Annotated in this window: 13 protein-coding genes; 5 read left to right on the forward strand and 8 right to left on the reverse strand. The window is 36.4% G+C overall.

The window, feature by feature from the left end:
* Positions 1 to 18: 18 nt before the first annotated feature.
* The 5 genes from WC623_RS10000 to WC623_RS10020 all read left to right on the forward strand — a co-directional run bounded on the left by WC623_RS10000 (position 19) and on the right by WC623_RS10020 (position 6,230).
* Positions 19 to 2,097, forward strand: a complete 2,079-nt coding sequence (locus WC623_RS10000; protein ID WP_372850498.1) for a TonB-dependent receptor — start codon at positions 19 to 21, stop codon at positions 2,095 to 2,097.
* The gene (locus tag WC623_RS10005; RefSeq protein ID WP_372850500.1) at positions 2,097 to 3,263 is read left to right on the forward strand and encodes a YncE family protein; all 1,167 of its coding nucleotides are present in this window, start codon (positions 2,097 to 2,099) and stop codon (positions 3,261 to 3,263) included. The genes WC623_RS10000 and WC623_RS10005 overlap by 1 nt, the downstream gene beginning before the upstream one ends.
* A gap of 106 nt (positions 3,264 to 3,369) precedes the next feature.
* Entirely contained in the window at positions 3,370 to 4,473 is a 1,104-nt protein-coding gene (locus WC623_RS10010; RefSeq protein ID WP_372850502.1) for a cell surface protein, read from the forward strand.
* An 11-nt stretch (positions 4,474 to 4,484) separates the two neighbouring features.
* A complete protein-coding gene (locus WC623_RS10015; RefSeq protein ID WP_372850504.1) occupies positions 4,485 to 5,582 on the forward strand; it encodes a DUF5074 domain-containing protein in 1,098 nt (365 codons plus the stop codon).
* Between the two features lie 78 nt (positions 5,583 to 5,660).
* Positions 5,661 to 6,230: a DUF6580 family putative transport protein gene (locus WC623_RS10020; protein ID WP_372850506.1), complete on the forward strand. Its 570-nt coding sequence runs from the start codon at positions 5,661 to 5,663 to the stop codon at positions 6,228 to 6,230.
* Positions 6,231 to 6,313: 83 nt separating this feature from the next.
* On the opposite strand, the gene WC623_RS10025 is transcribed toward WC623_RS10020, so the two are convergent.
* From WC623_RS10025 to WC623_RS10060, 8 genes are all read right to left on the reverse strand, one after another.
* A complete protein-coding gene (locus WC623_RS10025; protein ID WP_372850508.1) occupies positions 6,314 to 8,806 on the reverse strand; it encodes an outer membrane beta-barrel protein in 2,493 nt (830 codons plus the stop codon).
* Between the two features lie 10 nt (positions 8,807 to 8,816).
* Entirely contained in the window at positions 8,817 to 9,947 is a 1,131-nt protein-coding gene (locus WC623_RS10030; protein WP_372850510.1) for a PepSY-associated TM helix domain-containing protein, read from the reverse strand.
* Positions 9,948 to 9,964: 17 nt separating this feature from the next.
* The gene (locus WC623_RS10035) at positions 9,965 to 11,167 is read right to left on the reverse strand and encodes a DUF4374 domain-containing protein (protein ID WP_372850512.1); all 1,203 of its coding nucleotides are present in this window, start codon (positions 11,165 to 11,167) and stop codon (positions 9,965 to 9,967) included.
* Positions 11,168 to 11,222: 55 nt separating this feature from the next.
* Positions 11,223 to 13,616, reverse strand: a complete 2,394-nt coding sequence (locus WC623_RS10040) for a carboxypeptidase-like regulatory domain-containing protein (RefSeq protein ID WP_372850514.1) — start codon at positions 13,614 to 13,616, stop codon at positions 11,223 to 11,225.
* Between the two features lie 75 nt (positions 13,617 to 13,691).
* A complete protein-coding gene (locus WC623_RS10045; RefSeq protein WP_372850516.1) occupies positions 13,692 to 14,927 on the reverse strand; it encodes a hypothetical protein in 1,236 nt (411 codons plus the stop codon).
* The gene (locus WC623_RS10050; RefSeq protein WP_372850518.1) at positions 14,911 to 15,561 is read right to left on the reverse strand and encodes a hypothetical protein; all 651 of its coding nucleotides are present in this window, start codon (positions 15,559 to 15,561) and stop codon (positions 14,911 to 14,913) included. The genes WC623_RS10045 and WC623_RS10050 overlap by 17 nt, the downstream gene beginning before the upstream one ends.
* 92 nt (positions 15,562 to 15,653) lie before the next feature.
* Complete coding sequence (locus WC623_RS10055; RefSeq protein ID WP_372850520.1) at positions 15,654 to 16,199, reverse strand: RNA polymerase sigma-70 factor; 546 nt, start codon at positions 16,197 to 16,199, stop codon at positions 15,654 to 15,656.
* A 93-nt stretch (positions 16,200 to 16,292) separates the two neighbouring features.
* A complete protein-coding gene (locus tag WC623_RS10060) occupies positions 16,293 to 16,586 on the reverse strand; it encodes a hypothetical protein (protein ID WP_372850522.1) in 294 nt (97 codons plus the stop codon).
* Positions 16,587 to 16,621 lie beyond the last annotated feature (35 nt).

Consider the following 16,621-nt stretch of genomic DNA (forward strand, 5'->3'; position numbering starts at 1 on the left):
GGTAATACTCACATCAAAATGATAAAAAATAAACTCGCCTATAAAGGCGTTAATTATTATTTATTGGCTTTCGCTTTGGCGATATGGTCAAGTATATTAATGCCCCTTAGCTCATTTGGGCAGGTGGCTGATTCGGTTAAGCAGGTTATACCAGCTAAGTTTAAGGCAGATTCTTTAAACAAAGTAAATCAGCTTAATGAAGTTCAGATCAATAGTATTAAGATCACTCGTCGCCAAACTTCTTCTACACCTTTACAAATCCTTTCAGGGGTAGAACTCGAACGGTTAAACAGTTTATCTGTTGCTGATGCAGTTCGTTTTTTCTCAGGTGTTCAATTAAAAGATTACGGGGGTATAGGTGGTTTAAAAACCATTAACGTACGTAGCATGGGAACAAACCACACTGCTGTGTTTTATGACGGTGTACAGCTTGGAAATGCACAGAACGGGCAGGTTGATCTTGGTAAGTTCTCTTTAGATAACATAGAAGAAATTGAATTATATAATGGACAGAAAAGCTCTGTTTTTCAATCGGCCAGAGGCTTTGCCTCTGGAAGTGCTCTTTATTTAAATGCTAAACAGCCTGTTTTTGGGCAGGGGCAGTCGGACCACTTAACTGCCACATTTAAATCAGGTTCATTTGGTTTAGTTAACCCATCTGTTCGTTGGCAAAAGAAAATTAACGATCAGGTATATAGCTCGATTAATGCTGAATATAAAAATGCGCATGGCAGGTATAAGTTCCATGACCGTAATGGTGCTTATGACACGACTATGGTTAGGAAGAATGCCGACATAGAAACTATGAGATTCGAAGGAGGTCTTTATGGCAAGCTGGCTGATAGCAGCATATGGAGTGCTAAGGTTTATTTTTATACTGATGAGCAGGGTTTACCAGGAGCTATAGTGAACAACGTATACGATTTCACCCAACGCTTATGGAACAGGAATTTCTTTGTACAAGGGAATTATAAAAAAGAAACCGGCAGGTATAATCTCTTGGCTTCTGTAAAGTATGCCAATGATTATTCAAGGTACCTGGATCCTAATCTTGTTAAAGATGATGGGCTGACTAATAATATTTATAAGCAGCAGGAATGGTATTTAACCCTTTCTAACCGATATAAAATTAATTCTTTATGGGATGTTGTATTGTCTGTTGATTACCAGCGTAATATTTTAGATGCCAATCTATATCGTTTCCCATATCCAACAAGGCAAACTGTATTGCTTGCACTGGCAACAGAAATCCGCTTAAACAGATTAAACATTCAGGCCAATCTACTTGGAACTTTAGTTAATGACGAGGTTAAACAATATTATTCTGCAGGAGATAAAAGTGAACTTACACCAACAATAATGGCTTCCTGGCAGCCCTTCAGTGCTAAAGAGTTCCGCTTACGTACATTTTATAAGCATATCTTCAGGATGCCAACTTTTAACGATCTGTATTATACTTTTATTGGTAATACTTTTCTTAAACCAGAATATACCCGACAATATGATCTTGGTTTTACTTATATCCGGCAGTTTGAGGGTAAATGGCTAAACCAAATCAGTATACAATCTGATGCTTATTATAATATAGTAAAGGATAAGATTGTTGCTGTTCCAGGGGCTAATCTGTTTAGATGGAGCATGCAGAATTTAGGACGTGTAGAGATAAAAGGATTAGATGTAAATGCGCAATCAGCCTGGGAAATTACATCGTTATTAAAGGCAAATGCAGGATTTACCTATACTTATCAGCAGGCGCTTAATGTAAGTAATGTGAATTTAAACTATAAGCATCAGATTCCTTATACACCAGTTCATAGTGGCTCTGTAATAGCTGGGGTGGATTATAAAAACATTGGTTTTAATTACAGTTATATCTACACAGGGGAACGCTATGACCAGAGTGCAAATATCGCTGTTAATTATGTTCAGCCCTGGTATACACACGATATCGCTTTTCAATATCATAAACAAATAAACCAAAAGAACATCCGGTTTCTGGTTGAAATAAATAACCTACTGAATCAGACTTATGAAGTTATTACCAATTTCCCTATGCCAGGCCGCTCATATCGTTTCACCTTATCTTATTCTTACTAATGATGAAATACAAAAAGCTATATTTTTTTAACCTTGTCTTGCTTAGTACGCTAATATTTAACGCATGCAGAAAGGATTTAGAACCAGTAAAAGAGGACACAGAAATAGTTCCCCAGGAACCTAGAGATACTGTTCCTGATTCTTCAATTGAATTGAAAGGTTTTTACCTACTCAATGAAGGGAATATGAATATGAACAAAGCTTCATTGGATTATTTCGACTTCAATTCAGGTTTATATAGTAGAAATATTTATGGTCAGGCTAATCCTGAAGTTGTAAAAGGTCTTGGAGATGTGGGGAATGATATGGCTATATATGGTTCCAAATTGTACGTAGTAGTCAATATATCCAATAAAGTAGAGGTGCTGGATGTTAAAACAGGTAAAAAGATCAAGCAAATTGATGTGATCAATTGTCGTTACATTACTTTCCATAAAGGCAGTGCTTATGTAAGTGCTTATTTAGGAGAGGTTGGAGATCCAAAGGCTCCTAATGGGGTAGTGGTAAGGATAGATACGACCACATTGAATGAAGTACAAAGGGTATCGGTAGGTAGACAGCCAGAAGAAATGGCTATTGTTGGTGAAAAATTATACGTTGCCAATTCAGGTGGCTATAGTCCACCTAACTATGAAAGAACAGTTTCAGTAATCAATTTGAATACTTTTCAGGTGGTAAAGAATATTGATGTAGCTGTAAATCTTCATCGACTCAAAGCTGATCAATACGGGGATCTGTATGTAACCTCCAGGGGTGATTACTATGATATTCCATCCAAACTTTTTGTAATTGACACCAAGACTGAAACCATTAAAAAGAAATTTGACATTGGTGTAAGTAACCTGGTTATAGATGAGGATCATGCTTATTACTACAATACTGAGTTTAGTTATATAACCGGCGAAAACGTAATTAATTACGGTGTTTTGAATATAAAAGATGAAGTGCTGACAGACCAAAAGTTTATAACTGATGGAACTGAGGGAAGTATAATGATCCCTTATGGTATTGCTGTTAATCCGATTACCAAGGACCTATATGTTACAGATGCAAAGGATTATGTTTCGCCAGGAACATTGTATTGCTTCGATAAAATTACTGGAAAAAAGAAGTGGTCAGTTCAGACCGGAGATATACCTAATAAGCTGGTGTTTGTTTACGAGTAGAATTTCCCTGATATATTTTAAAAAAAATATAAATGTCAATAAATCAGATATATATTATAGTTAATTAAATAATAAAATCAAATAAATAAAAAACAAATTTATAATTATGAAAATCAAAAGTTATCTACTCCTGGCGTGTTTATTCGTCATTACATTATCCGCCTGTAAAAAAGATAAATCAATACCTGCTCCACAAGTTGAAATGGGGGATTCAAAAAAAGATGTTGAGGGTAAATTAAATGAAAAGCTTTCTTTTTCGGCAAGCGTTAAAAATGGAGTTGCCTTTCAGCAAGAATGGAAACTGGATGGAGAAGTGAAAAGCACAGATAGTATTTATGAATTTACTCCAATTACATCTGGTATTTACCTAATTGAATATACAGCTTTTAATAATTCCGGTTCATTCAGTTTTCTGTATACCATCAATGTAGAAGCTCCTGTTATACCTGTTACTCCGGAAAGCTCTATGTATGTAACAAAGCTTTTTGAGTATAATCCTGCTCCTGGACAATTTATAAATAAAGTACCTGGAAATCTTATAAGTGCAGAAGGTATTCTTGGTAAAAAGGGAATGGTAACCTTAGGAGCCTGGGGTGGAAACATTATATTGGGCTTTGATCATACCGTTATTAATGGTGAAAAGGAAGATATTATTGTTTATGGAAACGCAATGGGCAATTTTGCTGAACCGGGAATAATATGGGTAATGCAGGATGAAAATAACAACGGAAAACCTGATGATACCTGGTATGAAGTAGCGGGAAGTGAGTTTGGAAAAGCAGGTTATAAAAGAAACTATTCAGTTACTTATACCAGGCCAACACCAGATACTGATCCCATCCCATGGAAAGATAGTGATGGCAATACAGGTTTTGTAGCAACAAATACTTTTCACAAGCAGAGCTATTTTCCATTATGGATAACTGGCAATGAATATACATTAACTGGTTCTATACTGCCATCTTCAGGTATTGATATGACTAATCCTAGTTATATCACCAGTGCGCCTTTTGCATGGGGTTACGCTGACAATACTGCTGGAGGGGATAAGATAGATATTAGTAATGCGGTAGATAAAGATGGTAAAAAGGTATCATTGAAAGGTATTGATTTCATTAAAATACAAACAGCTTTACAAGCAAATATGGGCTGGCTGGGAGAATTGTCTACGGAAGTACTAGGGGTCGCTGATCTTAGTTTAGTAAAGTAAAATCATCATAAATGAATAAAATTAGTTTTAAAAAGGTAGCGTTAGTACTGGCATTTGCCAGTACTTTACTGTCATGTAATAAAGAGGATCTGGTTATAGATGAGATATCTGAACCAGGTAAATACGAGAACGGTTTTTTTGTGATCAACGAAGGATGGGCTTTTACTGGTACAGGGTCCATCAGTTTCTTTGACTATGAATCAGGAACACTTAAGGATAGTGTTTTTCAAAAGGAAAACCCAGATAGCGACGGCTTTTTGCCAAAAAGTTCAACTGTGCAATTCGGCGCTAAGTTCAATAATAATATTTATGTAGTGAGCAAAGCGAGGGGGCCTGTTGTGGTAGCTGATGCTAAGACTCTGAAAGAAGTAGGGCGAATTCCTGGTTCTACAAGTTATGATTGGCGTGCTTTTGTTGGTCTGGATGAAAATCGAGGCTTGTTAAGTAGCAGCGATGGGGTACATGTAATTGACCTTAAGAATCTTAATGTTTTATCTAAACTTTCAGGTGTTTCTGGGCAGACTGGTGACATGTTAAAAGCTGGTAAGTATATCTATGTGCTTAATCAATCAGCTGGTGCGGTTATATACAATGCTGAAGATTTTAGTGTGGTTAAGAGAATAGCAGGAGTTACATTAGGTTTTGCCCAAACGCCAAACAAAAAAGTATGGTATACAAAGGATAAATTCCTGTACAGTTCTAATCCTCAAACTTTGGAAACAGACAGCGTGGAGCTACCATTTAAACCTGCAACTACATGGGGGACTTGGTTCTCTTCTCCAATCATTGCTTCAACAAAGAATAATACACTGTATTTATTGCAGGCGCAAAACTATGGTGGTGGTAAGGCAATGTATAAATACATTGAGGGTGATAAATCTTCTCTTAATCAAGCTTTTATTACTACGCCGGCAAAGCAATCATTTTATAAAAAGAACCTGGGTTATAATCCGCAAACTAATCAGATTGTTACCACCACAGTACAGGACGGCTTTGGTGAGAACTACCTGGTCAACAATATCTATTTTTACAATGCAGAAAGTGGAGAGCTGATTAAGCAAATACCTTATAGCGGATATTATTTTCCTTCAATGTTTGTATTCCATTAATGCTGGAACATGATCATTAAGGGGTGTTTTTATTATCCGTAGAAATAATATAACTTTGTATAATAAATTGATATAAACATGTCTGGAACTAAATTTAATCCAAGTACAATAATTTTAGTAGCTATTGTTGTGCTGGTTAGTGCTTTCCGCATTGCGGCACCTTATTCTGATGATTTTAAAGAAATTGCAAATTTCTCTGCAGTAGGGGCTATTGCTTTGTTTGGAGGAGCCTATTTTAACAATAATCTTAAGGCTTTTGGTTTTCCACTAGCTGTATTATTGATTAGTGATATTTTTATTGCCCAGACTTCTGGATATGGATTTTTCTATGGTGGATGGTACTGGACTTACATTGCCTTTGTATTAATGGTATTGGCAAGCAAAGCGTTGCTTAAGAAAAAGAATGTACAAAGTATGGTAACAGCTACACTTGCTGTGGTTCTGATTCACTGGATTGTTGCTGATATTAGTGCTATGTATGTACCAGGATTATATCCGCCAACATTAGCTGGCTTTGGTGCTTGTTTGATCGCAGCTATTCCTTTTGAACTGAAGTTTTTATATGGAACTGTAATATACGGTGCTGTTATGTTCGGTTTTATGGCATGGTATCCAGCGTTAAGCTTTAAAAAAGGTTTAAGTGCTTAATTAATAGACTGCACTTATTAATGATAAAAAAAACGTTGCTCCGAAAGGGCAACGTTTTTTTTATGCTTTGTTTTTCTAACTGGCTAGCCACCACCTTTAACTCTGTTTTGAATATCTTCACTGCCGGTTTTTCTTTCTTTTTTAACCAGGTTCTGATTTCCGAAGCGGTAAGAAAACGAGAGTATTGCCCTGCGACTGTCAAAGCCAATATGACTTCTCATATCTATATTCCCATAAAGTGTATTGCCTCTAAGCTGTCTACTTTGAAATATGTCATTTACGCTGAGTTTTATAGTTGCTTTTTCTTTTAAAATTAGCTTTTGTGCCCCTGCAGAGACCATATAATTGGCTTTGTATTTCGAGATACCATAAACTGAGCCTCCATTGTACAGGCCATTTAATTCCATCGTATAGCCTTTGCCCAGTTTAAAACTGTTTTGTGTATTGAAATTAAAGCTTGTTGCATTACTATTAAAGCTGCCACCTTCTCCTGTACCCTTATATTCGTTGCGATAAAGATTAGCGAACTGTGTACCCATCCACCATTCAGTAATGGCAGTCGAGGCCGTAAAACTAATGCCATAATTGATCAAACGGTTTAAGTTCATAGGCATTTCATACGTAGTATTGATATCATCAATTTGTCCGTTCATCCAGGTCATTACATCACTGGTTTGACTATAATTAATTGCTGTAGTATACTTTTCTTTAAAACTATGACTCAATTGAATGGTGTTGATGAGCTCCGGCCTTAAAAATGGATTGCCCTGGTAATATAATAAAGGGTCCCTGAAAACGCGAAAGGGATTTAGGTCACCATAGTCCGGCCGTTCTATCCTGCGACTATAAGCGAGCTGTAACTGATGGTTTTTGCCAATTGGCTTGTTAACAAAAACACTTGGAAATAATTGAAAATAGCTGCGGGATATTAATGAATCTGTAGTAATCTGGTGTCCCTCTGTATGCGTGTATTCACCTCTTAATCCGGCCTGTAAACTGAAGCTTTTAAATGATTTGTTAAAGTTTAAATAACCAGCATGGATCTCTTCTTTGTATTTAAAATGATTACTGCCATTGTTATCATATTCCCAGTTACCATTATTAAGTAAGTCATATCTTAAGTTATTATCAGAATTGGTTGCACTACTTTTAATTCCAGTTTCGAAATTTAATGTTTTGCTGATTGGGTCAGTGTAATCAAGTTTCGCCAGGTATACATTAGTCACTGCTGGAACATAACCTCGTCTACTGATATCAGTACTTGTCTGGCTTGGCGCTGCGGCAAGAGTTATAGTGTTCAAATTGAGGTTTGAGGTAAAACTGTTGCTCGCAAAATCTGCATCGGCAGAAAGTTCTCTGCCTTCCTTTTTAAATTTATATAAGTAATTCAGATTATAGGTCAGGTTTTCCCAGTTTTGCTTGTCGTAATTGCTGGTAGCCATATTGTTTAATGGCATACCTGCATTATTGCTGAGCAGATTGCTGGTTTTACTATCGTGCGTGTATTTACCTATATTTCCATTTATAAGGATGCCCAGAGCACTATTGTCGTTTAATTGATAATCAAGACCCAATCTAAAATTATTGGTGTGTAAAGGCTCATTTGTTTTAGTATGTTGATTAGAGGTTCTGTCAGGCAGTCCTGCAGCAATTCCAGAATCATAAAAGTTCCTTACAAAATCAAGATATTCCGTTTCTCCACGATATCCATAGTTATAACTTCCGTAGAAATTTAGTTTATTGGTCTTGTAATTTAAGCCAATACCGCTGCCATATCTTGCATTTCGACCTGCTCCTCCATTTAATGAAACTGTACCATTAAAACCAGTTAAGGTATTCTTTTTCATTTGTATGTTGATAATACCTCCATTTCCGGCAGCATCATATTTGGCAGAAGGATTGTTCATGATCTCAATTTTAGAGATTGAATTTGCATTTGTACCCTTGAGTAAAGTGCCCAGTTCTTTTGGGGAGAGGTAGGTCGACTTTCCATTGATCATGACCATTACTCCAGGGCGGCCTTTTAAAGAGATTTTACCATCCTGGTCGACAGTAACTCCGGGTGCTTTTTCTAACAATTCTAAAGCTGTATTACCCTCAGATAAAATACTGTTTTCAACATTGATTATTGTTCTGTCTATACCTTGTTCAATCAGCTTTTTTTGTGCACTAATGGTTACACTGTTTAGAAGCTTGGCATCTTCAAACAAAATAAGTTTGCCTAGATGAATATGTTGATTATGGACAGAGATTTCAAATATCTTAGATTGATGGGGAGTAAATCCCATCGTACTGATCTTTATTTTGTAATGCCCCTCAGTAATGGCTGGAAATTGAAATGTCCCAACAGTATCAGTCAATGTTCCTTTTAAAGTTTGTCCATCTTTATCCATTAATGCTATAGAAGCAAAGGGTAGGGCTTGTCCATCCGCTGAAATGACTGTTCCGGAAACCTTTCCTTTGGTTTGGGCGGAAGTTTGTTGTATACATGCGAAAAGGATTATTAGCAATAAGTATGGCAATAGTTTTCTGGCAACAAGGCTTTGTCTTGTTGAAATCGTAATAGCTGACATCATATCAATTTGTTTAAGCGGTAGTTAAGCTGTTTTTGGGTTTAACTATTTTGTTAGACTTTTTCTTTTTGCCCCACCAGATATAGAAGCCAGTGATAGGCAAGCTAGCGCAGATAAGACTGGCAAGAAAGTAAATGATTTTGGTGGTTACCCCGCCAACTAAACCAACATGTAAACCATAGTTGGAGCGACGAATCCAGGAGGCAAGATTTTCCTCTCTTAGTCTTTTGTTGGAGGCAGGCAACTCTTCCAATGTATATTGATCCAGGTAAACATCCCGCCAGGTGCCTCTGTACATATCTGTACAAACGTAAATGGCCTCAGTTGGTGTTTCTGGAAAATGCATCAGAATCTCGTAAGGGTTATGTTCCGCAAGTTCAAAAACACCTTTGTGCCATGCCTTATCAATTTGGCTGAACAGGTTGGGTTTTAGGTTACTTGTGGTATCTGATACGGCTTCGATCCGTGGCGCGTTTTCGCCTCCTGCTAACCAATAAACACTTTTGTTGAACCAAGTAAAGCTCATCATTAAGGCGGTAAAAGCCATGACAATTGCTATAATGACACTATAAAAACCAAGTACATTATGGAGGTCATAATTTATGCGTTTAAACTTTGCTTTCCAACGTATTTTAAAGCTTTGCTCTTTTCCTTTTTTATTCCATTTTTTTGGCCACCACAAAATAATTCCACTGATGAGTAACAAGAAGAAAATAAGGGTGCCCCAGGCAGTTACCTGGTGTCCTATCTCTTTTGGCAACCAAAAATAATAATGTCCGTCCTTAAAAAAATTAAAGATATCTTCATTACTAACCATGGCTATGACTTTTGCAGTATAGGGATTTACATAGACTGTTGAATCGGATTCGTGGATTCTAAAATGCGCAGTTTGGTTTTCACCATGGTACCATACAGATTCTATTTCTCTGGCAGGTAGCGCTTTCTCTACAGATTTATAAAGTACTGAAGGTGGAAGTATTTTGCCATCAACAGGCTTTTCTGCATGTAACCATGGACTACTGAGGCTTTTAATCTCTTGTTCAAATACTAGTACACATCCAGTAATACCTAATACAAATACAACAATTCCAGAAGCTATACCCAACCATAAATGAAACCAGGCATTAATTTTTTTGAAAGTCATGGATAGTGGTAAATAGATTATTTTAATTTTTCAATTCTAAGGATGTAATCAATACCGCCTACGAATTCAACACCCTTGGTTAATTGATCAGTTACAGGATTGTATTCCCATATATAGTCTCTATCTACTGCATTTACTGCAATAAAAGCCTTTCCATCTTCTACAATCACAGCATTTACCATACGTTCACCCTTATCAGTAGGTAAATCCAATTTTTTGATCAGACTCCCTGATTGTACATCAATAAGGCAATAATAGTGGTCTGCATCGATGGATTGACCCGCAATACGTGAACGAACTATGGCTTTGCCATTGCCTATGTACCACATAGCTGCCGTTGTTTCTTTGTTAGCTAAAGCAGAAAAATTGAAGTAATAGCTAGGGTCGATTTCGGTAGAACCATTTTTAATTCTATACATGGCAGATGGAGATTTGTAATCGTAAATATTTACAGGATCACTTATGAAATAAATGTCATTGTTCTCATCGATAAAAGAGGAGGGAGCATATACGCCAGAACCTCCTAGACCGTTGCTGCGTGTTTCTTCCAGTGTTTTTTCAACGTTCATAGTAGCATAGTCAATTACTGCGACAAATGATTTGGCATATACCGGCATGTTAGGGTAATTAGTCCAGTCGTTGGATCCGAAGCCATAACCAAGGTATAGTTTGTTGGCTCTGTATTCAGCAAATCCAAAGTTATAAATCTGAAATCCTGTGGGAATTGCATTAAGTGCTAGTTTGCCAGTTTTTATGGTCATTTTGTCAACTTTAATAATAGCATAGCGAGCTTCACCTTTACCATCTCCAAAAATTACCAGGGTATTATTGTCTGCCCATGCGTATGATGACCAGTTTAACCAAGAAAAGGGAATCTCTTTATCGATCAATAGAACACCATTTTCTACATGGTATTTTCCTAAACGGCCGCTGCCAGCATTAGCATGGTAATAAAATCCATCTCTTTGAATTACATCCTGGGCATAAACTTTTCCTGTCATTTCAGCTCCATTTCCTTTTAAACTTATGGTACCACTTGTTAACGAAGGAATGCTTGTGATATAATATGCAGTGTTTGGCCAGCTGCCAACACATAAGATTGCTGAATATTTGGACCCTTCTTCTACGTTCCCTATGTTTCTTTTTTCGCAACCACTAATGGAAAAAAGTAGGATTGTCGTTATAATTAGTTTTACTGTGCTGTTTATAAGTCGTTTCATATGAACTGTTATATTTTATTATGCTATTTAATATGTTGATCGTTTTTCCAGATAGCTACTGTATAAAATATCTGAATTTGACAGAAAAGGATCTTCCAGGTTTTTGTAGTTTGAAATTGTCGTACATTAAGCGATCTGTCAGGTTCCTGCATTCGGCAGAGAGGTTATATTTTCCATTTTTTATAGAATAGCTTAGGGTTGCATTTTGTACAAACTGGGTCGGTATATCAGACTTTCCGTTTGGATTTCCTTTGCTTTCCCAAGTCAGATAAAACCAGTTGATATATTGGGTGAACCAGTTAAACTGTAAACGAGTGTCTTTACCAAAAACATCATTTTTACCTATGCTGAAGTCGGTATTTCCAAATAACCAAGGCTGATTAGGAATTTTGTTGTTATAAGTGCCTTCCACATAATAAGATTCTGTTTGTCCAGTTTTTGTGGTGTTGATGGCATTTTGGTAAGTCATGTTGAGGCCAACAGCAAATAATTGATCGTAGCTGTACTTTACTTCAGATTCAAATCCTGTGATGCGAACGCTTGATTGGTTTTCGTTTTTTAGCAGATTAGAACGTACATCGGGCACAGGGAATATGAAGTCTTTGGCATTGCGATAAAAGCCTGACGCTTCTATATAAAATGTATTCTTACCAATCTGGAAGTTATAAAAGGCACCAAGGTTGATGTTGTCGCTGTTTTCAGGTTTTAAATCAGGATTCCCCTGAAGGTTCAGTCCATCGCCAAATACTTCCTCGGGTTCCTGTAGTCTATAAGCATGCTCGTAAGATGCTTTAATTCCTAATTGATTAGTAAGCTTATATCTAGAAGCAATTCCATAGCCTAAATTATTTGAGGTTGTATCCTGTGCAGTTAAAATACGGTTGATGAATTTGGCGCGGTCAAGTCCCAGGCTATAGTATTTTACAAATACAGTGTTAACTAATCTGCCTTCTAGCAGATCTTGCTGATAGGCTAGCCCTAATATCTGCTTATTAACTTTCCCAGGTAAACTATCTTTTTCTACCTGCAATACGTTATAGCTTTGGTTTCTCAAATGGTCTATCGTATAGTTTAGATTTATAGCATGTTGTGGACTGATGGTATAGCTCATATTGGCCATTGCATAAGTTCTTGGTCGTTTAATCACACCTATTGTTTTAACCCCATTACCCATTTCAGTATACCCACTGTCGAACCAGCTGCCATCCCAGTTGTATTTGTTGAAAAGTGTATCGATCGTTCTAAAAGAATCATTTGAACGAGCTGCAAAAGCACTTAAGTTTAAGCCTTTTGTGAAAAGATTATCCTTTTTATAACGTATGGTTGCACTTTTTGCATAACTGGTTCTTTTTACCTTGCCATATACAGTTTGTTGGTCGAAGCCTGTTTGTAGATCCTGATGTATCTCATTGTAACCACCTCCAATAAACAAAACATCAGCCCATTTTTTATTAGTGATCCCTACTTCCAATTGTCCCATTAAAGAGAAGTAGTTATCGTGGAAACGATTTACATTTCCCAGAACATATTCAAGGCCATTCAGTTCTTCCTCAGGCACATAATGACCTGCTTTAGCACTGTTGGATAATACATCTACACCTTTCATTTTATAATTGTTATCAGAGGAGTTACGGAATCCGCTGGCTTTTACAATAATGCCGGTTTTTTGATCTGCTAATTGAGCTGTTAATGCAGATCTGTTAGTATTAAAAGAGCCATAGCTATGACTAAAGTCTAAGTAATTGCTTGCTTTTTGGTTTGTAATCACGTTTACTGCTCCACCCATCGCATCGGCACCAAGCTGAACAGGTACCACACCTTTATAAACTTCCAATCGATCTGCAAGGTTTACTGGGATATTATTTAAAGACATGGCACTACCCATAACTTCCATGGGGATGCCATCGATAAAGAACTTTACTTGTTTGCCAGAGAGACCATTGATCGAGAATTTGAAATCTGAACCCAAGCCTCCCTGTTCTCTGATCCTTACTCCGGTGCTGCGGTTAAGAATCTGGTTCAGATCTGCGGTACTATTAGCGAACTTTTTGGTGTCAATAGCATTAACTGCAAAACCTGACTCTTTAACTTCTTGAGTTTTAGTTTTTCCCTGGATGCTAACATTTTGTAATTGTTGTTGATCCTTTTTTAAGGAAAAACTTAAGCTTAAGTTTTGATTGATATTTAAAGTAATTGTTTTTGACTCTTTTAAATATCCCAGGTAAGAAACAGTCAAAGTATACACTCCTGGTTTAACATCAACTAGTTCATAATAGCCTTGTTCATTAGATGTAGCACCAATTTGGCTACCCTTAACTATTACTGTGGCTCCGGCAATGGTTTCATTCCCATCTTTAATATAGCCGGAAATGATTGAAGAAGATTGCGAAAAAACGTTGAATGAAATTACGCTGAATAAGAATATGAGTAGGAATTTACCGTATGACATTTTATTTTAATATTGTGCATTTATACTAGGAGGTAGCATAACTGCATGTTTACCGAAGGTGGTAAACAAGAAATATTAAAATAATTCTAAATAAGGATTTAATTCATCGATTCTAAGGATGAAATCGGTGTTTCCAGATAGCTGTAAGCCCTTTTTTAGTTTGCCTGTTTTTTTGTTATAGATCCAAACATAGTTCCCCTCTGTTGAAGAGTTAACTGAAATATAAGCATCATCTTTATTTACGATTACACATTGCCTTCGTGTCCCTTTATCTAATGGAAGATCAAGTTTTTGTATTGCTTTAGTGATCAGGTCGACGATGTAAAATTCAAAATGTGCAGTGCTGTAATGATCATTTAAATCTTTAAAAAGATCTTTTCTTTCAGATCTGACGATAACTTTATTGTTGCCAAGATACCACATGCCGTAAGCATGGTTATGAATTGCAGAAGCACTAAGGTTAAAGAAATAGTTTTCATCTGGGGCATTAGCACCTGCTTTAATTTGCATGATGGCAGTAGGTAACTCAGGGCGGTTGCCCAAAGCAATGCCCGGACAGGTCATAAAATAATAATTGCCCTGTTCGTCATTAAATGAGTAAGGTTGGATGGTATTTACTCCTCCCGGATAGGTTGAACGAGTGTCTTTATCGGTTCTCACTACTTTCATCAATGGGAATCTGAATTCAGTAATATAGGTTGTGTCACTAGTTGTATAATTCGCGGTGCTAAGTTGTTCATGATAGGTATAGCCTAACAAAAGCTGCTGCCCTCGCAATTCAACAAAGCCTACAGACATATTGTTAAAACGACCTGAAGGACGAGGAATATCTAAATTGCCAGCGGCAACTTGATTCATGTCCTTCGTATTAATCATTGCATACTTTACTTGAGAGAAATCAGTTGAATTTAGGCCTGTTAGTAAAAGTGTATCTGCACTTTTCCAATAATAGTTTTCAATAGAAAAGTCTTTTAAAGGGACAGAAGCTATTTTTTTTAATTGTTTATCCAGAATTTTATATTTGACCAATAATTGATTTTTTCTATCTAATTGATAATAAAAGCCTTTTTTTACAATAGCTCCCCGACTAACTGGGATATTACTTAGATCTGCGCCATCCAGTTCTGGTTTTAATTCACCTTCATTTAATGAATTGCTTTCTATGATATATTCCTTGCCATCTTTAGCGAGAATGTAAATGCTGTATTTTTTATCACTATTATCTCCAGAGGCTTCTGGAGATTGAGTACAAGCTGTTAAACAAAAAAGCAATAAGTAAAGAAACTGCGAGCGCTTAAATTTTAAACTCATTGATGATTTGTTTTTGAAGTACCGGAGGAAGATCCATAATGTTTTTTTCGTTTATGATAATAACTTTATCATTTCCATCTTCTCCTTTTAGAACAATATAAGTTTGTCCAGCTTTAAATACTATGTTTTCCTGACTCCCTTCAAATTGGAGTGTAATATCCTTTTTGGGACTAATTAATAAACTTCCAGAAAGGTTTACAATGCCACTGTTATTATCAATTTTAGCAGAAGTATTCGGACCTATAGAAATGTTATAAGCGTTAGCTTCAAGCTGCCTAACATTTAATGATGAATTGTTAATAGCAATCAAGGGCATTTCATGTTTACTTCTTGTAATGTAATAAGTAGTAACGGAAAGTATAGCTAGCAGGAGACATGCAGCAATAGCACCTGTCCAAAATGAATAACGGTGTATTCCTGTTTTTTTCAAAGTAGGGCTGACCGGAGCAATTGGAATTATACGCTCAATTTCTTTCCAGATTTCGGCTTTGTGTACCAACTTTTCTTCAGTTAATGGAAGCTGCAAAGCTTCATCACTATCCCCAGAGAATAACCAGAATTCAACGGCATCACGTTCATCCTGACTACATTGGCCTCTATGATATTGCTCTATAAGTTCCTTACTGATCTTCATTATAGCTGTAACGCCTATTTTAATATTAAATGCAAACTTAGATAAAATATAAGTAGCATAACTAGCAAATACCCGTAATGCTTTTAAAAAAATTATGAAGAATAATTGGAAAGATTAACTCTTAGTACTGATAATGCTTTGGTAATGTGGTATTCTACAGCTCTTTCACTAATTAGCAGGGCTGCGGCAATTTCTTTATTACTAAGGCCTTGTTCACGACTCATTTTGTATACTCGACGGCATTGACAGGGTAAGGTATCGACCAAAATATCTACTTTCTCTTTTAAGTTGTTAAATAGCACTTTCTCTTCTGTGCAATTGGACGAATGAGTACAGTCCTGATATTTTATACAGATATGTTGCTGCTGGCTTACCTTATTTCTTATGTACTCGAAAGTTTTGAATTTTGCAGAACGGATTAGATAGTTGTTTACATTTTCCAGTTCCAATTCATGTCTACGTTCCCAAACAGATTTAAAGATATCTTGTACCATTTCTCTGGCAGGTTCTATTTCCCTGATATTGTTATAACAAACAGCATAAACTTTTTCCCAATACATTTGATAGATCGTCTCGAACGTATCTTTATCGATTCGGATCTTTTTATTACCGTTTGTATCTTTTGTCTGGTTTTGCAATGCTAGTTATTATGGTGCGCTGCAAATATAGTTATTTAGATTAATTATAAATACATATTGTGAAATTGTTGCTAGTCCAGTTGAGGAATATGCTTAATGACTATTTTCTTTTAAAAAAGCTGCGATTTCTTCTCCAATATAATTTATGGTATGTTCACATAAAACAAAGTCCAGGCGATCTGCGTTTAAATCTGGTTCATAAAGGGGAATATGACTTTTAGCAATATTATCATCTGGTACTTGCTCCCATGAGTCCCCATCTTCATCCAATTTTATAGCTCCGACAATGCAATCGTAATAAAGTACAATATAGTATTCTGTGGTAGGTAATATTTTCAGCGCCACCTCATTTTTTCCAAAACCAATTTTAATATTAAAGGGTCCCATGTTCATATAACAAGAAATGGGAAAGCTTTGTTTTG

It is taken from the genome of Pedobacter sp., from assembly GCF_041645105.1.
Taxonomy (GTDB): domain Bacteria; phylum Bacteroidota; class Bacteroidia; order Sphingobacteriales; family Sphingobacteriaceae; genus Pedobacter.